The organism is Paraburkholderia unamae (assembly GCF_003096875.1).
Lineage (GTDB): Bacteria > Pseudomonadota > Gammaproteobacteria > Burkholderiales > Burkholderiaceae > Paraburkholderia > Paraburkholderia unamae.
The window spans coordinates 336298-358262 of sequence record NZ_QEOB01000008.1; the positions used below are offsets into that span (position 1 = coordinate 336298).

Consider the following 21965-nt stretch of genomic DNA (forward strand, 5'->3'; position numbering starts at 1 on the left):
GGCCCGGCGCGCGTATGATCGAACGCCTGATTCCAACATGAACCACAGCGAGCCTGATCTGCCCATGAATTCTCCTGCCGATGCCTCCTCGCCGCGCGCCTTGCGCGCGCTCACGCCGCTCGAGGCGCGTATCGTCGGCGTGCTGGTCGAAAAGCAGCACACCGTGCCCGACACGTATCCGCTCTCGCTCAACGCGCTCACGCTGGGCTGCAACCAGAAGACCGCGCGCACCCCGGTCATGAATGCGAGCGAAGCCGACGTGCTGGCCGCGATCGAGGACCTCAAGCTGCTCAGCCTCGTGTTCGAAGGCAGCAGCAGCCGTGTGCCGCGCTTCGAGCACAACCTGAACCGCGTGCTCGGCGTGCCGAGCCAGGCGGTGGCGCTCCTCACGGTGCTGTTGTTGCGCGGCGCGCAGACGGCGGCCGAGCTGCGCCTGAATTCGTCGCGCCTGCATGGGTTCGCCGATGTCTCGTCGGTCGAAGGCTTTCTCGAGGAACTGGCCGAGCGCGAGCCGCCGCTCGTGATCAAGCTGCCGCGCGCGCCGGGCGAGCGCGAAAGCCGCTGGATACATCTGCTGTGCGGCGAAGTGAACGTGGCGAGTTTTGCGGGCGCGGGCGGCGCGGCTTCGAGTGCGCGCGAGGACGCCGGCGAGGGCGTCTCGCTCGCCGACTTCGAAGCGGTACGCGCCGAGCAGCAGCGTCTTGCCGAAGAAGTCGCGCGGCTGCAAGCGCTCGTCGCGCGCATGGCCGCGGAACTCGGCATGTCGCTCGACTAAGCGGCGTTGCCCCATGGACGCCGCCGCATCCACCGCCCGGCGCCCGCGCCAGGTGCGGCAGGTCCATGATTTGCCGAGCCCGCGCGGCTTGCCGCTGCTTGGCAACCTGCATCAGTTGAACGCGCCGAAGCTGCACCGCGTGCTCGAACACTGGGCGGCCGAGCTTGGCACCCCGTATCGCTTCCAGATCTGCGGCATGCCCGTCACGGTCTGGAGCGACGCGGAACTGAGCCAGAGCGTGATGCGCGAGCGCCCGCACCGATATCGGCGTTATGCGGCGCTCGAACCCGTGCTTGCCGAGATCGGCTGCAACGGCGTGTTCTCGGCGGAGGGCGCGGCATGGGAGCCGCAACGCCGGCTGGTGATGCAGGCGCTGTCCCTGCCGCATATCCGCGCGTTCTATCCCACGCTGGAAGCCATCACGAAGCGGCTGCACGCGCGCTGGCAACGCGCGGCCGAACGCGGCGAGGTGGTCGAGATGACCGACGACCTCAAGCGCTACACGGTGGATGTGACGAGCGCGCTGGCGTTTGGCGAGGACCCGCGCACGCTCGAACAGGAGCGCGGCGTGATCCAGGAGCAACTCGCGCAGATTTTCCCGACGCTCATGCATCGCGTGAATGCGCCGTTTCCGTACTGGCGTTATGTGCGCCTGCCGCGCGACCGCCGCACGGACCGGGCGCTCGCCGAAGTGCATCGCACGATACGCGCGATGATGGCGCGCTCGCGCGAGCGCATGCGCGACGACCCCGCCGAGGCGCCGCGCCATTTGCTCGAAGCGATGCTTGCTCTGCGCGACGCGCCAGGCGCCGACGTGACCGACGACATCATCGCCGCCAACGTGCTCACGCTGCTGCTGGCGGGCGAGGACACCACGGCCAACGCGCTCGCGTGGTCGCTCTACTATCTTTGCGCCGACGAGCCGTTGCAGGCGCGCCTCGCCAACGAAGCGCGCGCGGTGCTGGGCGAAGCGGCCGTGTGCCCCGACTATGGCCTGATGAAGGATCTCGATCGCTTCGAAGCCGTGTGCACCGAAACGCTGCGTTTGCGCCCGGTGGCGGCGATCATGGCGTTCGAGCCGGTCGAGGACGTGCAGGTGAGCGATGTCGCGCTGCCCGCGGGTTCGAAGATGTTCTTCCTCACGCGCCCGCCCATGCTCGACGCGCGTCACTACTCGCAGCCCGGCCGCTTCGACCCGGAGCGCTGGCTGCGCGGCAGCGGTGGTTCTGCCGCGCAGCGCGTGCACGACTCGCGCGCGTGGGTGCAGTTCGGCGCGGGGCCGCGCGTGTGTCCGGGGCGGCATCTGGCCGCCGTGGAAATGCGGCTCGTGCTCTCCATGCTGATGAAGCACTTCAAGGTGAAGCTCGCCGCCGATCCCGCGACGATCGAGGAGGTCACGGCGTTCGCGATGGTGCCGAACCGCATGCCGGTGCAGCTCGAATGGCGTGGGGGCGCTAGGGCAGATTCTCGCGCAGCACGATACTGAACTGGATCGGCTTCACATCGGCGAGCGGGTCGCGCCGCTCGGCGACGTTGCGAAAAATCTTCAGACAGTTGCCGACCATCGACTGCGGCGTTTGCGTGATGAGCGCATCCATGGTGCCGTCGATGAGCAGCGCGCGCGTGTCGGGCGTGAGTCCGTGCCCGATGAAGAGAATCTTCTGCTCCGCCTTCGCCTCGACGATCGCGCGGCCCACGCCGTCCGAGCCGCCGCCGCTGTTGTAGACGCCCGCCAGATCGGGATGCTGTTCGAGCAGCCTGCGCGTTTGCTCGTAATTGCGCTCGCTGTCGTCCTGGCCCTCGCGCAGGCCGATCACGCTCACCTGCGGAAACATTGACTCGACGAGATGCAGAAAGCCGATCTCGCGCTCCTCGTGGCCGCGATAGTTGAGGCTGCCCGCGATCATCGCGATCTTGCCGCTCGGGCGCGGGCCCATGAAGCGGCCGAGCAGCAAACCGGCCGTGCGGCCGGCCGAGCGGTTGTCGATGCCCACGTAGGCGAGGCGGCGCGCATTGGATAGATCGGAGATCAGCGTGATGGCGGGCACGCCCTGGTCGGCGAGCGTGTTGACGGCGTCGCGCACCACGGGGTGTTCGAGCGCCATGAACACCACGCCCTCCGAGCGCTGCCCGGCTTGCAGCAGGCGCAGCGCGAGTTCGTTCGGATTGAAGCTTTCCACGTACTGCACGCGGCACTTCATGCCGAGCGCGCTCCATTGCTCGTGAGCGAATTCGATATAGTCGCCGAGCATGCGCAGGTAGCGGTTCGTGCCCGCCGGCAGCAGGAACGCAATGCGCAGCGGCCGGGCGGGCTGCCCGGCGGGCGCGTCCTGCGCGAGCACGTAGCCGAGCTGCGCGGCCGCTTGCAGCACGCGCTGGGCGGTGTTGGCGCGCACGCCTTCGCGGCCGTTGAGCACGCGGTCGACCGTGGCGGTCGAGACGCCCGCCGCGCGGGCGACATCGGGGATGCGGGCGCGCGCGACGAGCGGGGAAATCGTTTCAGACATGACGTCGTTCCGATCGGAAATCAATCAAAAACCATCAGGTGCGCGGTTTGACAGCTTTTGCCGCGCCACCTAGTCTTGCAGCTATCGCGCCGCTGCATCATGCAAGGATGTGAGGATGATAGTGCAAAGCGTAGCGCGGACGGAATGATGGTTTTTGATGTACCACGGGAAACCATCAATCACACAATAAAACTGTTTGGAGACACGTCATCATGACCAACCAGGTGAGGCGCACTCTGCTGCGCGCCGCCGCCGCGGCGCCGATGGCCGGCGCGTTCGGCTTTCCCGCTATTGTCCGCGCCGCTTCGGCTCCCGAGTTCGTCTTCAAGTACGGCAATAACCTGCCGCTCACGCATCCGTTGAACATCCGCGCGCAGGAGGCGGCCAACCAGGTCAAGGACGCCTCGAAGGGGCGCATGGAAATCCGCATCTTCCCGAACAACCAGCTAGGCGGCGACACCGACATGCTCGCGCAGGTGCGCAGCGGCGGCATCGAGATGTTCACGCCTTCGTCGCTCGTGGTTTCCACGCTGGCGCCGGCGGTGGCGATCAACGCGGTGGGCTTTGCGTTCAGCGACTACGACCAGGTGTGGAAGGCGATGGACGGCTCGCTCGGCACGTTCGCGCGCGACGCCATGCGCAAGGCCGGCCTCGAATCGTTCGAGAAAATGTGGGACAACGGCTTTCGCCAGACCACCACGAGCAGCGGCCCGATCGCGAACGCGCAGAGCATGAAGGGGCTCAAGATCCGCGTGCCGGTGAGCCCGCTGTCCATCGACATGTTCAAGGGCCTGGGCGCCGCGCCCACGAGTCTTCAGTTCAGCGAAGTGTATTCGTCGCTACAGACGCATATCGTCGATGCGCAGGAAAACCCGCTGCCTATCGTGCAGGTGGCGAAGTTGTACGAAGTGCAGAAGTATTGCTCGCTGACCAACCACATCTGGGACGGCTACTGGTTCGTGCTCAACCCGCGCGCGTGGCAGCGGCTGCCGAAGGACTTGCAGGGTATCGCGAGCGACGCGTTCAACCAGGCCGCCGTCAAGCAGCGCGAGGACGTGGCGAAACTCAACGGGGCCGCCGTGGCCGACCTCAAGAGCAAGGGCCTGGCGATCAACCAGCCGGCGCCCGACACGTTCCGCACGGCGCTGCGCCAGGCCGGCTTCTACGCGCAGTGGAAGGGGCGCTTCGGCAACCAGGCGTGGGACCTGCTCGAACAGACGGTGGGCAAGCTCGCCTGAGGCCGCCAAGGTGGAACGATTGAGCCGGGAAACGGCGCGAGGAACCCGCATCATGACCGATCAGGCATTGCACCCGGCCGAAGCCGCCGATCCCCTCGACGCGGCGGCCGCGCGCGCCGCGAAAAGCGCATGGCGGCGCGCGCTGCGCGGGTTCGACCGTGCGCTCGTCGGGCTCGTGGAGGTGTGCGCGGCGGCGCTGCTCGCGGTGGAGATCGTGGTGCTGCTCGCGGGCGTGATCTCGCGCTATGCGTTTCATGCGCCCTTTGTCTGGTCCGACGAACTGACCGGCATTCTCTTCATGTGGCTCGCCATGCTCGGCGCCGTGCTCGCGCTGCGGCGCGGCGAGCACATGCGCATGACGGCGTTCGTCGGCCGGCTCTCGCCGCGAGCGCGCGCATTCGTCGATACCTTCGCGATCTGCGCCTCGATCGCGTTTCTCGCGCTGCTGCTGCAACCGGCCTATGACTTCGCCTCGGGCGAGTTGCCGATCCTCACGCCCGCGCTGCAAATCAGCGACGCCTGGCGCGCAGCCGCGCTGCCCATCGGCGCCGCGCTCATGCTGATCGTCGGGCTGATCCGCCTCGCGCAAGTGGGCCGCGCGCGCGACGTGCTCGTCATGGCCGCACTCGCCGTGGCGATCGGCGTGCTCGCGGTGCAGGCCGCGCCCTGGCTGCAAACGCTCGGCAAGCTCAATCTCGTGATCTTCTTCGTGGGCGTGGTGGCGATCGGGATCTTTTCCGGCGTGCCCATCGGCTTCTCGTTCGCGCTCGCGACCTTCGGCTATCTGAGCCTCACGACTTTCACGCCCATGGAAGTCATGGTCGGCCGCATGGACGAGGGCATGTCGCATCTCGTGCTGCTCGCCGTGCCGCTTTTCGTGTTCCTCGGACTCCTGATTGAAATGACGGGCATGGCGCGCGCGATGATCGAATTTCTCGCGGGTCTGGTCGGGCACCTGCACGGCGGTCTTTCGTATGTGCTGATCGGCGCGATGTATCTGGTCTCGGGTATTTCCGGCTCGAAAGTCGCGGACATGGCCGCCATCGCGCCGGTGCTGTTTCCCGAGATGAAAAAGCGCGGCGCGAACGAGGGCGATCTCGTCGCGTTGCTCGCCACCACGGGGGCGCAGAGCGAAACCATTCCGCCGAGCATCGTGCTCATCACGATCGGCTCGGTCACGGGGCTGTCGATCTCGGCGCTGTTCACGGCAGGCATGCTGCCGGCCGCGCTGCTCGCCGCCATTCTCTGCACCGTGGTGTGGTGGCGCTATCGCAAGGAGGACCTGAGCGGCGCGCAGCGTTTTTCGCGTCGCGAGATCGGCCGCATGCTCGTGATCGCCGCGCCCGCGCTCGCACTGCCGTTCGTGATTCGCGCCGCGGTGGTGGAGGGCGTGGCGACCGCCACCGAGGTATCGACCATCGGCATCGCCTACACCATGACGATCGGCTTGCTGGTCTACCGGCGCTTCGAATGGCGGCGCCTCGGCCGCATGCTCGTGGACGCCGCCACGCTTTCGGGTGCGATCCTCTTCATCATCGGCTGCGCCACGGCAATGGCCTGGGCGCTCACGCAATCGGGCTTCTCGCAGGATCTCGCGCAGTGGATGGGCGCGATGCCGGGTGGATCGTATGGCTTCCTTGCGGTTTCGATCGTCGTGTTCACGCTGCTCGGCAGCGTGCTCGAAGGCATTCCGGCGATCGTGCTGTTCGGGCCGCTGCTCTTTCCGATTGCGCGCATGGCGGGCGTGAACGAGGTGCACTACGCCATCGTCGTGATTCTTTCGATGGGACTGGGGCTGTTCTCGCCGCCGTTCGGCGTGGGCTACTACTCCGCCTGCGCGATCAGCAAGGTCAATCCCGACGCGGGCATCCGGCCGATTGTCGGCTACATGTGCGCGCTGTTCGTGGGGCTCGTGCTGATCGCGGCGATTCCCTGGATTTCCACCGGCTTTCTCTGAACCGTTCATTACGGGTCGTGGCTTGCGGCGTCGCGCAGCGGATTGCGCCACGCCGGGGCGGCGCTCGTCCTTCAATCCTTGCAGCAGTGTGGAGAGTGTTATGAGCCGCTTCTTCGGCGAGATTCGTCAGGCCGGTTATGTCGTGCGCGACATCGAGGCCGCCATGGACTACTGGAGCCGCGTGCTCGGCGTCGGCCCCTGGTTCTACAACGAGCGCGTGCCGATCGAGAACTATCGCTATCGAGGCGAGGCCTACGAGGTGCATAACTCGGTGGCGCTCGCCAATTCGGGGCCGTTGCAGGTCGAACTGATCCAGACGCGCAACGACGCGCCTTCCATGTACCGCGATTTTCTCGCGGCGGGACACACGGGCTTGCAGCACAACGCCTACTGGACCACGAATTTCGACGCCGATCTCGAACGCCTGCTCGTGCAGGGCTTCAAGGTGGCGATGAGCGGCGAGGTGGGGCGCAACGGGCGCTTCGTCTACTTCGACACCGAAACGCATCCGGGCACCGTGATCGAGCTTTCCGAAGTGGCCGGGCCGAAGGGCAAACTCTTCGACCTCATCCGCTCGGAGTCGGCGGGCTGGGACGGACGTGATCCGGTACGCGCCTTTCCCGATCTGGCGGCGTTATGAGCACGAGCATCGAAGCCGACTATCTGATCGAAACGCCGCTCGACCCGGCGCGCGTGGCCGACGTGATGGCGGGCGAACAGTCGAGCGGCACCTTCGTGCGCGTGCACAACGAAACCGACGCGCTGCGCGCGCGCAGTCGCGCGAGCGTCTTGCGCATCGACGAGCGGGAAGCGGCGCAACAGCCGAGCCTGGCCAGCGCGTGGCTCGCGCGCGAAAAAATCGGTGGCCCGTACCGGCGCGCGCGCGTGACGCTGTCGTTTCCGGTGGCGAATATCGATGCCAATTTGCCCACGCTCGCGGCCACGGTGGCCGGCAATCTCTACGACCTTGGCGAGACGACCGGGATGCGCCTGGTCGCGCTGCGTCTGCCCGCCGCGTATCGCGCGCGCTTCGAGTTGCCGCGCCATGGTGTGCGCGGCACGCGCGCACTGACCGGCGTGGCGCGCGGCCCCGTGATCGGCACCATCGTCAAGCCGAACGTGGGCATGGACGCCATGGAAACGGCCGCGCTCGTGCGCGACCTGTGCGAAGCAGGCGTCGATTTCATCAAGGATGACGAAGTTTGTGCGAACCCCGCGCATGCGCCGATCGAAGCCCGCGTGCGCGCCGTGATGACCGAGGTGCGGCGCTACCGCGAGCGCACGGGGCGCAACGTGATGATCGCCTTCAACATCACCGACGAACTGGACGCCATGCGCCGCCACGCCGACCTCGTGGAGCGCGAAGGCGGCGCCTGCGTGATGGCGAGCATCAACTGGTGCGGCTTCTCGGCGCTCCAGACGCTGCGTCGCGCCACGCCGCTCGTGCTGCACGCGCACCGCAACGGCTACGGCATGATGTCGCGCGACCCGGCGCTCGGCATGTCGTTTCAGGCGTATCAAACGCTCTGGCGGCTTGCCGGCGTCGATCACATGCATGTGCACGGCCTTGGCGGCAAGTTTGCGCAGAGCGACGCCGAAGTGATCGAGTCCGCGCGCGACTGCGCAACGCCGCTCACCGACGCGTTCGACGATGCGGTGATGCCCGCGTTTTCTTCGGGCCAATGGGCGGGCACGGCGCGCGCGACTCATGAGGCCGTGCCGAGCGCCGACTTGCTGTTCATGTGCGGCGGCGGCATTCTCGCGCACCCGGACGGCGCGGCGGCGGGTGTGACGAGCGTGCGCGAAGCGTGGGCCGCGAGCGAGGCGGGCGTCGACCTGGAAACCCATGCGCACGAGCGGCCCGCATTGCGGCGCGCGCTGCAATTTTTCGCGGCCAAACGATGAACGTGCCCGCCTACGCGTTCTACGGCGACGATTTCACGGGCGCGACCGATACGCTCGCGCATCTGGCGCGCGCGGGCCTGCGCACGCTGCTATTCCTTCGCATACCTGATGAAATACGTCTGGCCGATGCCGGACCGCTCGACGCCATTGGCGTGGCGGGCGCGGCGCGCTCCATGGACCCGGCGGCCATGCACGCGGAACTCGCCGTGGTGGGCGCGCGCTTCGCGGCGCTGGGCGCACGCGTGATGCACTACAAGGTGTGCTCCACGTTCGACAGCGCACCGCAGGTGGGCAGCATCGGCGTGGCAATGGCCACGTTGCGCGCGTATTTCGCGAATCCGCTGCGCGTGGTCGTGGGCGGTCAGCCCGATTTGCAGCGCTACTGTTTATTCGGGCAGTTGTTCGCCGCGACGGGGGCTGCCGAGGGCGAACCGGTGTTTCGCATCGACCGTCATCCGACCATGAGCCGCCATCCGGTCACGCCGATACACGAGGCCGATTTGCGTTTGCATTTGCACGCGCAGGGGCTGGCGAACCTCGGCGCGATCGACTGGCGCGCCTATGGGCGCGGGGAGGCCGCGCTGGCGGATCACGTCGACAACGCGCTACGCAGCGCGCCCGACGGGCTACTGTTCGACGTGCAGGACGCAGCGCATCTGCGTGCGATCGGCCGGTTGATGCGCGATCGCGCCGCGCGCGAGCCGCTGCTGGCGGTGGGGGCGAGCAGTGTCGCGCAGGCGTGGGTGTTGGCCGATGACGCTCGCGCACGCCCCGTGGTGAGCGAAGACGTGCGGCCGGAACCTGCGCAGGGGCCGGTTTTCGTGCTGGCGGGCAGCCTCTCGCCACGCACCGAGGCGCAAATCGAAGCGGCCGCGTCGTACACGCGCATGCGCCTCGATCCAGCGTGCTTGATCGACGAAAGGGAAGGCAATGCGTATCTGAATCGGCAGATCGACGCGATGGTGGCGTTGCTGAGGCAAGGCCGCCATGTGCTCGCCTATACGGATCGCGCGCGCTCGGCCGCAGGCGCGGGCAACGCGCTCGCGCTCGCCTGCGGTGCATTGCTGGAGGGGGTGCTGCGCCGCTCGCCGGTGCGCCGGGCCGGGGTGGCGGGCGGCGACACGTCAAGCCACGCGGTGCGCTCGCTCGGCGCCTGGGCGCTTTCGTGGTGCGCGACGCTCGCGCCCGGTGTCGCGCTATGCCGCCTTCATGCCGACGACGAACGCCTCGACGGCATCGAGCTCATGCTCAAGGGCGGGCAGATGGGGGGCGTGGATCTATTCGAGCGCCTGCTCACGGGGTAATGCGACCGTCGCCGGTGCATTGCCCGCGCGCTTTACCGTTCAACCCTGCGTAATGAACGTGTGAACGTGGGTGTTGAACAGGTCGGGGTGCGTGCCGTTCATGCCGTGCGTGGCGCCCTTGATGGTCACGCGTCGCGCGAACTCGATCCACTCGGAGAGCGCCTCGACGTTGTTGCGGAACATGAGCGGGCTGCGCTGGCCGTCGATGAGCAGCGTGCGGCACTTGATCTCGCCGGCGGCGCGCGGCGCGTACGGCGGCAGCGGGTCCTGAAGCTGCTTGGGCAGCGTCGTGGCGTTGGCGATGGCCATCTGGCGAAAGCCCGCCGGGCTTTTCTTCCACGCGCCCGGCATGCTCACGGAGTCCACGAACAGTTCGAGCCCGGCTTCGACTTCGCCACCGTGGATCAGGTCGGCGGCGCGGTTGCGCAGCGCATTGGTCGCGCTCGGCAGCGCGGCTTCATCATCGTCCACGCGGGAGAGCGGGCCGCCAGGATCGGCGAGCACCAGCGTGCGCACGAGGCGCGGATAACGGCGCGCCAGATGCCAGGCGATGCAGCCGCCGCGCGAATGGCCCACCAGATGCACCGATTCGAGGCCCAGCGCGGCGATGAAGTCGGCCAGTTCGGCCACGTGGCTCTCCCAGCCGAAATCGCCCTGGATGCAGGCGTCCGCTGCGGGCCAGTAGTGGCTCAGGCTCGGCGCGATGCAGCGGAAATGCTCCGAAAGACCGTTCAACTGCGGCGCCCAGTACCGGTAGTCGCACAGTGAACCATGGACGAACAGCAGCGGCTCGCCGTCGCCGCGTTCGAGGAACGGCAGGGCAATGCCCGAATGCAACGTGGCATACGAGAGATCGGGCGCGGCAAGCAGTGAGGGATCGATGCGTTGGTTCAAGGAGAGACTCCGGGCGTATGAGCGTCACTTTGCCGCAACCGCATAATTAAGGGAAACTCAATTAACTGATGAGATCGATAAGGTTTTCTGATTCAAAAGGGGGCGCAACGCGGCGAGGCATGGTTGCCGGGGCTGCTGTCTTTCAAAGATGAAAGCAAGCCGGTCAGGTGCGTCGGCTCGGCGTGCGCTTGGGGAGGATCCGGCGATCCGCTGATCGAGGCGCGTCCAGGCGCAAATCAGGCAGGCCGCGAGCGCGCGCGCAAAGCGCGAGTTCGACGCGCACGCCGCCCCGGGGCCAGCGGCGAGTGCCGACTGGCGTGCCGGTCGTATGCATCAGGCGGCCCGGTTCGCGCTATTCCTTCGCGGCCACGAGATTGGCGTCGCGCGCAAGCAGCCAGCGGCCGCTCGCGTCGCGGCGCACCAGCGTGAGGGTGTAGCCCGCGCGGCGCATGGGCTGCGCGGCGCCCGGCGGCGTGATGGAGAGGTCGATGCGATTGCGCAGGAACGCCCAGTCGCCCAGCACCTGAAGCTCGACGATCTCGGCCGTGCCGTCGATGCGCATGCCTTGCTGCGCCTGCGAGGCGGCCGCGAATTCGGCCTTGCCGAAGGGCGCCTGGCCGGGGACGGTGAACACCACGTCGTCGGTCATGAGGCTCAGTACCGTGGCGGTGTCGCCTGCGCGGCTGGCGTCCATCCAGGTCTGCACCAGCTCGCGAATCGCGCGTTCGTCATCGGTCATGCTGGGCTCCGTCGTAGTCCGGTTATGGACGTCGCCACGAGCGTGAGCATGGCGGCGAGCGACCTTAAAGGCGAATGGTAGCAGGGGCGGCGCGGCTCGCGCAGGCACGCCGCGCTTCACGTCGTGTCCATCTGGCGGAAGCCGTTTGCCCGAAATTGCGGGTATTCCCTGGCGGGTAAATTTATAAGCCGTTATAAATTTCTCGTGACTCGCGAGCGCTCCGGCGGCTCGCTCATGAAACAGGGGAATGGCAATGCAAACGGTGAGGGAAGCGGCCAAGGAGGCGCGGCGCGAAGCGATATTCGCGGCAGCGGAAGCGCTCATCCGGCGCACGGGCCACACGGACTTTTCGATGCGCGATCTCGCCCAGGAAGCCGGGCTCAGTCTCGCCACGGCCTATAACCTGATCGGCTCGAAGTCGACGGTGCTCTACGCGCTGCTCAACCGGCGCGCGGACGCGCTGGCCGAGCCCGGTGTCGCACCCAAAGCCGGCGTGGCCATGCGCGACCATCTGGGCAACAGCGCGCGGCGAGCCGTGCGCCAGTTCACCGGCGATCCTGAATTCTTTCGGCCGCTCATGCGCTTTCTGCTGAGCGTGCCGGACCCGGTCCATCGACCCGCCTTCATGGCGCGCGGCCTCGCGTACTGGCGCGGCGTCATGCAACCGCTGGAAAGCGCCGGCCGCTTGCCCGACGGCATGCGGGCGAGCGACTTCGCGAGCGTCGTGCATCTCGTGTTCACGGGCGCGCTCGATATGTGGATTCATGAGGAATACAGCGCGAGGCGTTTTCAGCAGGAACTCGACAAATGCCTGGCACTGCTGATGCTCGCGATCAGGAAAGACGGCAACGCGCGCCCAGGGCGTTCGGCGGATTGATTCAAACAGCAACGCGGGCGCAAGGCGTGCCCGGCAAAACAGGAAACCCATGAAAAAGACTGTGGAAACCGAAGTCCTGATCGTCGGCGGCGGCGCGACGGGGCTGACCGCATCGATGCTGCTCGCGCGTCACGGCGTGAATAGCTGGCTTGTGAGCAAGTACAAGCAGACATCGATGCTGCCCAAGGCGCACCTGCTCTCCATCAAGACGATGGAGATCTACCGCGAGCTGGGCGTGGAGGAGGCCATTCGCGCGCAGTCGTGCCCCGACGCGCACATGCGCTATGTGGGCTGGTATGCGGGTCTCGCGGGCGCGGACCCGGACCACGGCCGCGAGATCGCGCGCCTGGGCGCGTTCGGACGCGGCGGCGAGGACGGCGACTGGCGCGCCGCGAGCGACAACCGCTACGCGAACCTGCCGCAAGCGCGGCTCGAACCGCTGCTGCGCACGCACGCGCAAGCCCTCGCGCCGGGCGCGGTGCATTTTCACCATGAATTTCGCGGCTTCCGTGAAGAGGCGGACGGCATCGTCGCCACGATTCTGGATCGCGATACCGGTGAGCAATACGAAGTCCATGCGCAGTATCTGCTTGCCTGCGACGGCGGCCAGATCGTCGGCCCGCAGCTTGGCGTCGAAATGGAAGGCGAAGCGGCGGTGGCGACGACGGTGTCGGTGCACTTCAGCGCCGACCTCGCGCGCTATGGCCGCGCGCACGAAAGCGAAGACGTGCTCAATCGCACCATCCTCAATCCCGAGACCGGCGAACCCGGCGTGCTGGTGCCGATGGGCCCCGACGCCTGGGGCATGCGTTCGCGCGAATGGGTGTTCAGCATGATTGCAGCGCCGGGCGACCACAAGCAGGACAGCGACGACGAAGCCGTTGCCAAACTGCTGCGTACGCTCGGCATCGCGCGCGAGGGGCTTCAGGTGCACCAGGTCACGCGCTGGCCGCTCAACGCGGTGGTGGCGGCGCGCTTTCGCGTGGGCCGCGCCTTCATACTCGGCGACGCGGCACACCGCATGCCGCCGGCCGGCGCGCATGGCCTGAACACCGCCGTGCAGGACAGCTACAACCTGTGCTGGAAGATCGCCATGGTGCTGCGCGCCCAGGCGGGCGAAGGTCTGCTCGATTCGTACGAGGCGGAGCGCCAGCCGGTTGCGCGCGCAACGGTCGATTCAGCGTATGGGAACTGGCGCAACGCCTGGCGCATCGCGGCGTCGTTCGGCTTTTCCGCTGCGAACGGTGCGCAGCAGAATTGGCAAAACCTGCGCCTGCAATGGGCCGACGGACCGGAGGGCGAGGCGGCGCGGCGGCGCGCGACCCAAGGCATCGGCATTGCGTGCTCGACCTATCACCACCTCAACGTCAACTACGGCTACACCTACGCGAGCGGTGCGCTCGTCGCCGATGAGATCCCCGCGCCCGCGAGCCTCGACAGCCACGGCGACTTCCGCCCGAGCACGAAGCCGGGCCACACGGTGCCGCACGCCTGGCTGGAAGACACGCGTGGCCGTTATTCGATCAACGATCTGCTCGGCGAGGGGCGCTTCGTGCTGATCGCGGGCGAGCAGGGCGACGCCTGGTGCGAAGCGGCGCGCGCGCTCGCCGCCGAACGCGGCTTGCCGCTCGACGCCATGACGATAAGCGTGCGCGAAGGCGAGCGCTTCGACCTGCGCTGCGAATGGCTGAAGCGCCGCGAGCATGGTCCTGCGGGTGCCGTGCTGGTGCGGCCGGACCGGTTCGTGGCGTGGCGTTCGATGACGCTCGCGCAGGACCCCAAGGCGACGCTCGCCGCCGCGCTCGATCGCATTCTCGCGTGCGGTTGAATGCGGCGTTGAACGGGAGGGGGCAAGCGGCGCGTCAGAACGCGCTGCGATAGGCGAAGAGTCCTGGCAGGCCGCCGCTCATGATGAACAGCACGTTCTCGCCGGGCGCATGCTGCCCCGAGCGTGCGGCCTGAACGAGACCCGCAAACGCCTTGCCGCTATAGACCGGGTCGAGCAGCAGCCCTTCCTTCGAGGCCATGAGGCGCACGGCTTCGCGCATCGCATCGGTGGGGATGCCGTAGCCCTCGCCCAGTTGCGTTTCGTCGATCGCGATCGCGTGGTCTGCGATGCGCCGCGCCGGATCGATCAACGCGAGCGTGTCGCGGGCCTTGTCGAGCGTGGTGGCGTGTGCCTGCCCGGCCTTCGAATAGACCGTGTAGGCGAGCACGATGGCCGGGTCGAGGCCGAGCGCCGCGAAGCCGGCCGCGAGCCCCGCGTGCATGCCGCCGCTGCCGTTGGGCACCACGATGCGCGAAAAGCGGATGCCCTGCGCGTGCGCTTGCGTCATGATCTCGGCCGCGCAGGCCGCGTAGCCCAGACAACCCACCGGGCTCGACCCGCCGAGCGGGCAGACATAAACCTTGCGCCCCTGGCTGCGCAGCTCGTCGGCCCGCGCCTCGGCGAACGCCAGCGCGTTCGCCGTGCCGGGCAGGTCGTGCACGCGCGCGCCCAGCAGGTCGTCGAGCAGGATGTTGCCGTTCTCCAGATACTCGCTGTCCTCGCGCGGCACGGCGCGCGTGAGCACCAGTTCGCATTGCAGGCCCAGGCGCGCGGCGGCCGCCGCGGTCAGGCGCGCGTGGTTCGACTGGCGCGCGCCCACGGTGATGATCGTGTCGGCGCCCATGGCCAGCGCCTCGCCCACGAGGAACTCCAGCTTGCGCAGCTTGTTGCCGCCGCCGCCCAGACCATTGAGATCCTCACGCTTGACATAGAGATTCACGCCCCCACATTCACGGCTCAATCGCGGCAATGGCTGGATTGGCGTGGGCCCTTCGAGCAGCGGCTGGCGGGCGTGCTTCGAGAGGTCGAGCCGGTACGGGGGCGTGGCATTCGTTTCGGTGATCATCGGGGTCTCGTGGGTTCGATGGGGGCGTGGCGGCGTGTGACGGCGTGGCTTTAGCGCACAGCGCGCCGCATGATAACCAGGGCAATGACGCCGCGCCCGCGCACCAACATGATGCGCATTACGTCAGGGTTCTCACGTCCATGAAAATCCGTATTGCGTCGCAGCAAGGTCATTTCTTAAACTGGTCTCATTCAGGCAATCGTCCGAGACGATATTCCCACGACGGGAGGCTTTACATGAGCATATTTCAATCGCTGAGTCAGTCATCGATCCCAAGGCTGCACGTCTTCGAGCAGGAAGGCGGCTGGCACTGGGGCATCACCATTCCGCGTTCGGCGGGCTGCGGGTTCAAGGTCATCGCGTATAGCGAGAGGACGTTTCGCGCCGAAAACGAAGCACAAACCGACGGCGATCGCGCCCTCGTCAATCTGGCCGAAATGGCTTGAGCCGCGCGCCGCGCGGCTTCGAAGTCACGACCTGTTCCCACGGTTCTGTCTTCGCATGACTCCATGCTTGCGGTCCCCTTTCTGGCGGCGCACCGTAGCCGGTCTCGTTTTGTCTCCTCGCTTTGCTCGTCCACGCGGCATGAACCGGTGCGCCGGGGAGCGACCATTGGTCTCGGCGGGTATCGGCTGTCTCGTGCGCGGCCTTTGCTCAAAGTCAGCGTAAATACCAGGACGCCTTGATATCTTGAAGCTTTGCCCGCGCGCGTTTCAAGCGCGCCTTGCATGCCGACTGCCCTCTCGCTCATGACCTCATCCGTACCGCGCCGCGCGCCCGCTCTCGCCCCCGATTTGCATCTGGGGGAACCCATCACCGATACGATGCACGAGGAATTCGTGCAGCTGCTCGACGCGGCGGCGAGCGCCCCGGACGAAGCGCTCGCTGCCGCGCTGGAGGTCTGGATTGCCCATACGCGCGAGCACTTCGCGCAGGAAGAAGCGTGGATGGAGGCGATGGACTTCGGTCCGCGCCACTGTCATGCGGGACAACACCGGCAGGTCCTCGACGTGGCCGCCGAGGTGCGCAGGCAAGTCGCCGACGAGCACCGCTTCGCCGCCGGGCGGCAACTGGTGAGCGAAGTGCGCGAATGGTTCGCGTGGCACGTGAGCGCAATGGATTCGATGATGGTCGAATCGTTGCGCGAAAGCGGCATGGTTCAGGCCGTTTGAGTCATCCCGGGACCAGTCGATTCATGCAAGCAGATATCGTAATCGTGGGCGCGGGCCCGGTGGGGCTGTGCCTCGCGCGCGCGTTGAGCGGCCAGGGGCTGCGCATTGTCGTCGTCGAGCGGCAGCGTCTTGAGGACATTGGCGAGCCGCGCTTCGACGGGCGCGAGATCGCCCTGACCCAGAAGTCGGTGCGCCTGATGCAGAAACTCGGGCTGTGGGACCACATCGAGCCCGATGCGCGTTCCGCGCTTCGCAGCGCGAAGGTATTCAACGGCGCTTCGCCGCATGCGCTCGATATTGGCCATGAGTTGAGCGGCCACTCGGAGCTGGGCTGGCTGGTCTCCAATCACCTGATCCGCAAGGCCGCCTATGACGCGCTGTGCGCGAGCAACGCACAGCATGAGGACGTCACGCTGCTCGCGGCCGAAACGGTGAGCGGCGTGAAAACGGGCGATGCCTGTGCGCGCGTCACCCTGGAAAGCGGCAAGACGCTCACGGCGAATTTGATCGTGGCGGCCGATAGCCGCTTCTCGGCCACGCGCAAGATGATGGGCATTCCGGCGGATTTGCACGACTACGGCAAGGCCATGCTGGTTTGCCGCATGACTCACGAAGCGGCGCACGGGCACGCGGCGTGGGAGTGGTTCGGCTACGACCAGACGCTCGCGCTGCTTCCCTTGAATGCCGACCGGGCGACGCATGCGCCTCAGTCGTCGGTCGTGCTCACGCTGCCGGTGGGCGAAGTGAACGAAATGGCCGCGCTGTCGCCCGAGGCATTCAGCCGCGACATCGAGCGGCGATTCGCAAGGCGGCTGGGGGCGATGACCCTGACGAGCACGCGCCACGTTTATCCGCTGGTTTCGGTTTATCCCGAGCGTTTCGTCGCGACGCGCTTCGCGGCGGTTGGCGACGCGGCGGTCGGCATGCATCCGGTGACCGCGCACGGTTTCAACTTCGGGCTGCTCGGTGTCGAAACATTAGGTAGCCTGATCGTTTCCGCGCGAGGCGGCGGGCTCGACATAGGCGCCGCGTCGGTGTTGCGCCGCTACGAGGATCAGCACCGCCGCGCGACCAGGCCGCTTTTCCACGCCACGCGCTTCATCACCGACGTGTTCACGAACAACACCGCGCCGGCGCGGTTCGCGCGCGATTTCATGCTGCGCGCGGCTTCGCGGCTCGCGCCGTTCAGAAGGGCGATTGCGGCTTCGTTGACTGGCTAGGCTCACCGCCCGCCCGCGACGATGCGTTCGAGCGCCGCTACCGCGTTCGCCACACCGTTTTCCGCACGCATCGACTCGCCCAACGCACTGGCGCGCTCCCGTACCGTTGTGCTCGCAACGAAGTCGAGCGCGCTGGCGAACGCCCTTGCTTCGGGCTTGCGGCCGTTCACCGCCTTCGGCGCGACGCCTGCCAGGCGCAAGCGTTCGGCCCAGAAGAACTGGTCGCCCGCGAACGGTGTCACGATGGAGGGCACGCCCGCGCGCGCCGCCGAGTGCGCAGTGCCCGATCCGCCGTGATGAATGACTGCGGCAGTGCGCGGGAACAGCCAGTCGTGCGGCGTCTCGCCAATCGCGAAGACGTTGCCCGGCAACGCCTTCGGATCGATGCCGCTCCAGCCCGGATAAAACAGGGTGCGCCGGCCTTGCATCGCTTCGATCAAGGCTTCCAGCAAGCGCGCGTTGTCGAAGCCGGTCATGCTGCCGAAGCCGATATAAACGGGCGCCTCGCCCGCCGCGAGAAAATGCTCCAGCGCGGGCGGCGGCGTCCACGCGGCGGCGGGGGCGAGCCACTGGCCGCACAGTTGCGCGTTGGCGGGCCAGTCGCCCGGGGCGGGCAGAAGGCTCGGCGAGACGCCGTACACCATCGGGTGATCTGTCCACATTGCGTGGCGCGCGGGTTGGCCGAACTGCGCGCGTGCGGCGTTGGTCTGCCCGCGAAAGGCCTTCCACAACATGCCGTTCACAAAGCCGTGGCTCATGCGGTTAAACGCGCGCGGCACCCACCGGGGCGGCAGGAACGGCGAAGGGAAGGCGGCCGTTGGCGTGAGCGGGATCATGCCGGAGCCGATGCCTTTCGCTCCGAGATATTCCGCCGCGCTCAGGCCCACAAACGCGGCAAGCCCCGCAACGAGGATCGCGTCGCAGCCTTCGCCCGCTTCGACGAGCGTACGCATCCAGGCTTGCGCATTGGCATTGGCGATGTTCGCGAGCGCGCGTGCGGTCGCGTTGAAACCGCCGCCTTTCGCCACGACGCCGGAGATGGCCTGGTCCGCGCTCAATGTGCCGCGAATGTCGCCGGCCAGCGCCGTGACCGGCACGCCGAGCGCTCTCGCGCTGCCGAGCGTGGCGGCGTCGGCGAGCAGGTGCGCTTCGTGTCCCGCGTCCATCAGGCCACGGCACAGCGCCGCGAACGGGCGCGCGTCGCCTTCGGTGCCATACGTCGCGACTAGAAGCTTCATGAGCGCTTGATCCTCGACGGTCTCGAACGGGGTGACGGTTTCGCCGTTTCAACGGAAATCGACGCGCCATGGAGGAACAAATCGATCGCCGCAATAAACTCCTGGCGCAGTTTCAGGCGCGGCTCGGCAAGCCAGCGCAGCATGGCCCCGAGGTAGAGATGGTGGAACGAGATGGCAAGCCGCGCCGCATTGAGGTCGCCGCGAATTTCACCCGCCGCCTGAGCGCGCCGGATCAGCCAGCCAAAGGTATCGGCGATGTCGCTCAGTTGTTCGCTGTCCCGCGAAGGCGAAGTCTGCGCGCCGATGCCGAGAAAGCGAAAGCGCAGATAAGGCGCGAGATAGTCGGGATGCGCCTCGCACCAGGCCGCCGAGTGATCGAGCACGAGCTGTGCGCCTTTCGCGAAGCCGGGCGTGGTCTCGAGCTTCGCGTGCAGCGCAGTCAGGTTAGTCGCCAGTTCCAGATGCAGCCAATGCGCGAGCACCGCTTCCTTCACCGGGAAGTGGTTGTAGAGCGTGCCTTTGGCCACGTCCGCCGTTGCGGCGATCTGCTCCATGGTCACCGGCTCGTAACCGTGGGCCTCGAATAGCGCGGCGGCGGTGCGCGCGAGGTGCTCCATGGTGTGCAGGCGTTTGCGGTCGCGCCGGCCTGGGGGAGAAGATTCGGGCATGCGAACGATAAAATTGAACGACGTACAATATTATTCATCGTTCACAAATCGGCCGCAAGCGCGGCGCCCGCTGCCGCCCGCCTCGCTCAACGCAACACGCTTTCGGCCATGCCGCACGCAACGCAGAAAGCGACGACGGCGAGCGGCGGCACGCGCCAGCGCGTCAAGAGGATGAAGCCCACGCAAGCAATGGCGAAATCGGCCTGCGAGAGCACAGCGCTGGTCCACACCGGCGAATAGAGCGCGCAGGCCAGCAGGCCGACCACGGCGGCATTGACGCCCGCAAGCGCCGAAGCCATGGCCGGGCGGGCGCGCAGCGCCTGCCACCAAGGCAGCGCGGCAATGACCAGCAGCAGGCCCGGCAGAAAAATGCCCGCGGTGGCCAGCAGCGCGCCGCCCCAGTGCCTGGGCGGTCCGGCCATCGTCCAGCCGAGGAAGGCCGCGAACGTGAAGAGCGGCCCCGGCACGGCCTGCGCCGCGCCGTAGCCCGCGAGAAAGTTGGTGGGCGTGACCCAGCCCGTGGCGACCGTTTCCCGCTGCAACAAGGGGAGCACCACGTGGCCGCCGCCGAACACGAGCGCGCCGGACCGATAGAACGCCTCGAACAGGCGCACGCCCTGCGCGCCGACCGTGGCTCCGAGCGCCGGCAGGCCGAACAGCAGCGCGCAGAACACGATCAGCGCGGCGAGGCCGAGCTTGCGCGACACATGAAACCCGGCGCTGTTCGCGGTTTCGGCGCGTGGCGGCTCTGCCGCGTCGGCGCGGCAGAGCGCGAGACCGAGCAATGCGCCCACGCCGATCACGATGAGCTGCGCGAAGTCGGTCGACAGCACGCTCAGCAACGCGATGGCCGCGAGCGCGATGGCCGCGCGCCGCCGGTCGGGGCACAGCCGCCGCGCCATGTCCCAGACGGCTTGCGCGACGACGGCCACGGCGACGAGCTTGAGCCCGTGAATAATGCCCCCGCCCACCGGGCCGCCGAGATCGGGTGCGATAGCGGCGAAGGCGATCATCAGGAACATCGAAGGCAGCGTGAAGCCGCACCACGCGGCCAGTCCCCCGGCCCAGCCTGCCCTGAGCCAGCCGATCGCAAACCCGGTTTGACTGCTGGCCGGTCCCGGCAGGAACTGGCAGAGCCCGACGAGATCGGTGAACGCCTTGTCGTCGAGCCAGCGGCGGCGCTCGACGAACTCGCGGCGAAAGTAGCCGATATGCGCGATCGGGCCGCCGAAGCTCGTCATGCCGAGCTTGAGAAACACGGTGAGAACTTCGAAGGCGCGGCCAGCGCGGGACTGGCGCTGCGTCGACATTTCAGTATCCATGGATGCGCGAAGCGGCTGGGAAGATGAGTGATGCCGATGTTAGCGCGAGAAGGTGGCGAATCTTCGGCTCATGCGGCCGACGAGCGTCGAGCTTGCCAGGCGGTGGGCTGACGCGCGCAGGTGCGGCGGGCAGTGCCGCCGCCGGTTCGGTCGGCAATCTTCAGTGATGCCCGAAAAGCGCGTCCTGGCGAGCGCGGGCGTCTCCCGCCTGCGCGTAGGTCTGGCCGGACCACGGCCACGGGAAGCGCTTGCCGGTTCCCCCCTTGTGCTCGGCGCTGGCGAGCGCGAGCAGATGCTTCGCTTCGCGGCTCGATGCGTCGACGTTCGCCGCATGCCCCGCGTCTTGCCGCACGCAAGCCCATTGGCGCGCGTGCGCGCATTCGCGTGCGCGGCCGATCAGCGCGTCGCGCTGCTGCTCGCGCGCCACAAGGTCGGCGCGCATTTGCTGCGCCTCGGCGTTGCCGGGCTGCGCGGCGAGCGCCGTCATGATGGACCGGCGCGCGGGCCAGAGATTGTTCTTGTCGAGACTGGCGCGCGCGCTGGCAAGCTCGCGCGCGACGTCGGGACGGGTGTTTGCGAATCCAGGCGAGCCGGGTGAGCCAGGGGAGCCCGGCGCGAGCTCCAGCGGCCGTGCCTTCTGTAGCGAGGCGGTTTGCCCCGGCGGCGCCTGGCGCGGCAACGCGGCCATGGGGGGCGCGCCGTGTCCGGCGGCCGGTCGGGCGCTCAGGCTCGTGAGTTTGCCGTGCGGGCCGACCACCGAGCCTTCCACGACCTGTACGCCGAGCCGGGGCTCCCACGCGGCGCGATTGGCGAACGCATAGCTGCCGAGCGCGATGATGCATACCGCCGCGCCGGCCCAGGCCAGGCGCGGCACACGCGGGCGGCGCGCCACGCGCTCCTCGTCGATCGAAGGATACTCGCCGTCGAAATCGCCAGGCTGGGCGTTCAGGTGCGTGCGCAAGCGCTGGGCGATGCCGCCAGGACGCTCGCCCGACGCGGCGTTGCTGGCCGCCGCGATGCGCGAGGCGGCCGCGACGAGGTTCGCGCCGCACTCGGGGCACAGGACCAGCTGCGCATTGAGTCTGGTCCCGCAGTAAGGACACTGCCACGGACCAGAATCATCGTGACCAGGTTCGTTGAACATGGGCTGAGGTTGTTCGCTTCGATCGCATCAGACCGGCTTTCGCCGCCAAAGGGCGTTGCACGGCGTTTCGCGACGTTTAGCGACGTTTAGCGACGTTTAGCGACGCACGAC

20 protein-coding genes are annotated in these 21965 nt (G+C 67.5%); 12 read left to right on the forward strand and 8 right to left on the reverse strand.

Translation table 11 applies throughout. The features are described 5' to 3' along the window. Positions 1-64 precede the first annotated feature (64 nt). Together C7402_RS18960 and C7402_RS18965 are read left to right on the forward strand one after the other, a co-directional pair. Entirely contained in the window at positions 65-775 is a 711-nt protein-coding gene (locus C7402_RS18960) for a YceH family protein (protein WP_116611705.1), read from the forward strand. 13 nt (positions 776-788) lie between these two features. Then, a complete protein-coding gene (locus tag C7402_RS18965; protein WP_116611650.1) occupies positions 789-2261 on the forward strand; it encodes a cytochrome P450 in 1473 nt (490 codons plus the stop codon). On the opposite strand, the gene C7402_RS18970 is transcribed toward C7402_RS18965, so the two are convergent. Beyond that, positions 2230-3282, reverse strand: a complete 1053-nt coding sequence (locus tag C7402_RS18970; RefSeq protein WP_112172209.1) for a LacI family DNA-binding transcriptional regulator — start codon at positions 3280-3282, stop codon at positions 2230-2232. The genes C7402_RS18965 and C7402_RS18970 overlap by 32 nt on opposite strands. A 212-nt stretch (positions 3283-3494) precedes the next feature. Between C7402_RS18970 and C7402_RS18975 the strand changes: the two genes are divergently transcribed. From C7402_RS18975 to C7402_RS18995, 5 genes are all read left to right on the forward strand, one after another. Further along, entirely contained in the window at positions 3495-4520 is a 1026-nt protein-coding gene (locus C7402_RS18975; RefSeq protein WP_112172208.1) for a TRAP transporter substrate-binding protein, read from the forward strand. Positions 4521-4572: 52 nt separating this feature from the next. Next, a complete protein-coding gene (locus C7402_RS18980; protein WP_112172207.1) occupies positions 4573-6477 on the forward strand; it encodes a TRAP transporter large permease in 1905 nt (634 codons plus the stop codon). Between the two features lie 100 nt (positions 6478-6577). Continuing rightward, on the forward strand, positions 6578-7117 hold the full coding sequence (locus tag C7402_RS18985) for a VOC family protein (RefSeq protein ID WP_112172206.1): 540 nt from the start codon (positions 6578-6580) through the stop codon (positions 7115-7117). Then, positions 7114-8382: a ribulose-bisphosphate carboxylase large subunit family protein gene (locus C7402_RS18990; protein WP_116611651.1), complete on the forward strand. Its 1269-nt coding sequence runs from the start codon at positions 7114-7116 to the stop codon at positions 8380-8382. Before C7402_RS18985 ends, C7402_RS18990 begins: the two co-directional genes overlap by 4 nt. Then, positions 8379-9686: a four-carbon acid sugar kinase family protein gene (locus tag C7402_RS18995; RefSeq protein WP_116611652.1), complete on the forward strand. Its 1308-nt coding sequence runs from the start codon at positions 8379-8381 to the stop codon at positions 9684-9686. Before C7402_RS18990 ends, C7402_RS18995 begins: the two co-directional genes overlap by 4 nt. 39 nt (positions 9687-9725) lie before the next feature. On the opposite strand, the gene C7402_RS19000 is transcribed toward C7402_RS18995, so the two are convergent. Both C7402_RS19000 and C7402_RS19005 read right to left on the reverse strand, forming a co-directional pair. After that, entirely contained in the window at positions 9726-10580 is an 855-nt protein-coding gene (locus tag C7402_RS19000; protein ID WP_112172203.1) for an alpha/beta fold hydrolase, read from the reverse strand. A gap of 352 nt (positions 10581-10932) precedes the next feature. After that, positions 10933-11319 (reverse strand): YybH family protein, encoded by a 387-nt coding sequence (locus tag C7402_RS19005; protein WP_112172202.1) that lies wholly within the window; start codon positions 11317-11319, stop codon positions 10933-10935. Positions 11320-11566: 247 nt separating this feature from the next. On the opposite strand from C7402_RS19005, the gene C7402_RS19010 reads away from it, so the two are divergent. Both C7402_RS19010 and C7402_RS19015 read left to right on the forward strand, forming a co-directional pair. After that, positions 11567-12196 carry a TetR/AcrR family transcriptional regulator gene (locus C7402_RS19010; protein WP_116611653.1) on the forward strand — a complete coding sequence of 210 codons (630 nt, stop codon included), beginning with the start codon at positions 11567-11569 and terminating at the stop codon, positions 12194-12196. 49 nt (positions 12197-12245) lie between these two features. After that, positions 12246-14024, forward strand: coding sequence for an FAD-dependent monooxygenase (locus C7402_RS19015; RefSeq protein ID WP_116611654.1), 1779 nt, complete (start codon positions 12246-12248; stop codon positions 14022-14024). A 34-nt stretch (positions 14025-14058) separates the two neighbouring features. Here C7402_RS19015 and C7402_RS19020 read toward each other — a convergent pair whose 3' ends face one another. Next, positions 14059-15090, reverse strand: a complete 1032-nt coding sequence (locus tag C7402_RS19020; protein WP_116611655.1) for a D-cysteine desulfhydrase family protein — start codon at positions 15088-15090, stop codon at positions 14059-14061. Between the two features lie 140 nt (positions 15091-15230). On the opposite strand from C7402_RS19020, the gene C7402_RS19025 reads away from it, so the two are divergent. The 3 genes from C7402_RS19025 (at position 15231) to ubiM (ending at position 17482) form a co-directional block, all read left to right on the forward strand. Continuing rightward, positions 15231-15536, forward strand: a complete 306-nt coding sequence (locus C7402_RS19025; protein WP_372460504.1) for a hypothetical protein — start codon at positions 15231-15233, stop codon at positions 15534-15536. 303 nt (positions 15537-15839) lie between these two features. Then, a complete protein-coding gene (locus C7402_RS19030; protein ID WP_116611706.1) occupies positions 15840-16262 on the forward strand; it encodes a hemerythrin domain-containing protein in 423 nt (140 codons plus the stop codon). Positions 16263-16285: 23 nt separating this feature from the next. Beyond that, positions 16286-17482, forward strand: coding sequence for a 5-demethoxyubiquinol-8 5-hydroxylase UbiM (gene ubiM, locus C7402_RS19035; RefSeq protein WP_116611656.1), 1197 nt, complete (start codon positions 16286-16288; stop codon positions 17480-17482). 2 nt (positions 17483-17484) lie between these two features. On the opposite strand, the gene C7402_RS19040 is transcribed toward ubiM, so the two are convergent. From C7402_RS19040 to C7402_RS19055, 4 genes are all read right to left on the reverse strand, one after another. Further along, on the reverse strand, positions 17485-18720 hold the full coding sequence (locus tag C7402_RS19040) for a glycosyltransferase (protein ID WP_116611657.1): 1236 nt from the start codon (positions 18718-18720) through the stop codon (positions 17485-17487). Continuing rightward, a complete protein-coding gene (locus tag C7402_RS19045) occupies positions 18717-19337 on the reverse strand; it encodes a TetR/AcrR family transcriptional regulator (RefSeq protein ID WP_224044138.1) in 621 nt (206 codons plus the stop codon). Before C7402_RS19045 ends, C7402_RS19040 begins: the two co-directional genes overlap by 4 nt. 137 nt (positions 19338-19474) lie before the next feature. Beyond that, entirely contained in the window at positions 19475-20710 is a 1236-nt protein-coding gene (chrA, locus tag C7402_RS19050) for a chromate efflux transporter (protein WP_116611659.1), read from the reverse strand. Between the two features lie 160 nt (positions 20711-20870). After that, a complete protein-coding gene (locus C7402_RS19055) occupies positions 20871-21854 on the reverse strand; it encodes a hypothetical protein (RefSeq protein ID WP_116611660.1) in 984 nt (327 codons plus the stop codon). Positions 21855-21965 lie beyond the last annotated feature (111 nt).

Excerpts from the sequence above, each read along its gene's own strand:
- chrA (WP_116611659.1), bottom strand. The coding sequence starts at position 20,710 with ATGGATACTGAAATGTCGACGCAGCGCCAGTCCCGCGCTGGCCGCGCC.
- C7402_RS19005 (WP_112172202.1), bottom strand. The coding sequence starts at position 11,319 with ATGACCGATGACGAACGCGCGATTCGCGAGCTGGTGCAGACCTGGATG.
- C7402_RS18990 (WP_116611651.1), top strand. The coding sequence starts at position 7,114 with ATGAGCACGAGCATCGAAGCCGACTATCTGATCGAAACGCCGCTCGAC.
- C7402_RS18970 (WP_112172209.1), bottom strand. The coding sequence starts at position 3,282 with ATGTCTGAAACGATTTCCCCGCTCGTCGCGCGCGCCCGCATCCCCGAT.
- C7402_RS19045 (WP_224044138.1), bottom strand. The coding sequence starts at position 19,337 with ATGGAGCACCTCGCGCGCACCGCCGCCGCGCTATTCGAGGCCCACGGT.
- C7402_RS18975 (WP_112172208.1), top strand. The coding sequence starts at position 3,495 with ATGACCAACCAGGTGAGGCGCACTCTGCTGCGCGCCGCCGCCGCGGCG.
- C7402_RS19025 (WP_372460504.1), top strand. The coding sequence starts at position 15,231 with ATGAAAATCCGTATTGCGTCGCAGCAAGGTCATTTCTTAAACTGGTCT.
- C7402_RS19010 (WP_116611653.1), top strand. The coding sequence starts at position 11,567 with ATGGCAATGCAAACGGTGAGGGAAGCGGCCAAGGAGGCGCGGCGCGAA.
- C7402_RS19055 (WP_116611660.1), bottom strand. The coding sequence starts at position 21,854 with ATGTTCAACGAACCTGGTCACGATGATTCTGGTCCGTGGCAGTGTCCT.
- C7402_RS18960 (WP_116611705.1), top strand. The coding sequence starts at position 65 with ATGAATTCTCCTGCCGATGCCTCCTCGCCGCGCGCCTTGCGCGCGCTC.
- ubiM (WP_116611656.1), top strand. The coding sequence starts at position 16,286 with ATGCAAGCAGATATCGTAATCGTGGGCGCGGGCCCGGTGGGGCTGTGC.
- C7402_RS18965 (WP_116611650.1), top strand. The coding sequence starts at position 789 with ATGGACGCCGCCGCATCCACCGCCCGGCGCCCGCGCCAGGTGCGGCAG.
- C7402_RS19030 (WP_116611706.1), top strand. The coding sequence starts at position 15,840 with ATGACCTCATCCGTACCGCGCCGCGCGCCCGCTCTCGCCCCCGATTTG.
- C7402_RS19020 (WP_116611655.1), bottom strand. The coding sequence starts at position 15,090 with ATGATCACCGAAACGAATGCCACGCCCCCGTACCGGCTCGACCTCTCG.
- C7402_RS18985 (WP_112172206.1), top strand. The coding sequence starts at position 6,578 with ATGAGCCGCTTCTTCGGCGAGATTCGTCAGGCCGGTTATGTCGTGCGC.
- C7402_RS18980 (WP_112172207.1), top strand. The coding sequence starts at position 4,573 with ATGACCGATCAGGCATTGCACCCGGCCGAAGCCGCCGATCCCCTCGAC.
- C7402_RS19040 (WP_116611657.1), bottom strand. The coding sequence starts at position 18,720 with ATGAAGCTTCTAGTCGCGACGTATGGCACCGAAGGCGACGCGCGCCCG.
- C7402_RS18995 (WP_116611652.1), top strand. The coding sequence starts at position 8,379 with ATGAACGTGCCCGCCTACGCGTTCTACGGCGACGATTTCACGGGCGCG.
- C7402_RS19015 (WP_116611654.1), top strand. The coding sequence starts at position 12,246 with ATGAAAAAGACTGTGGAAACCGAAGTCCTGATCGTCGGCGGCGGCGCG.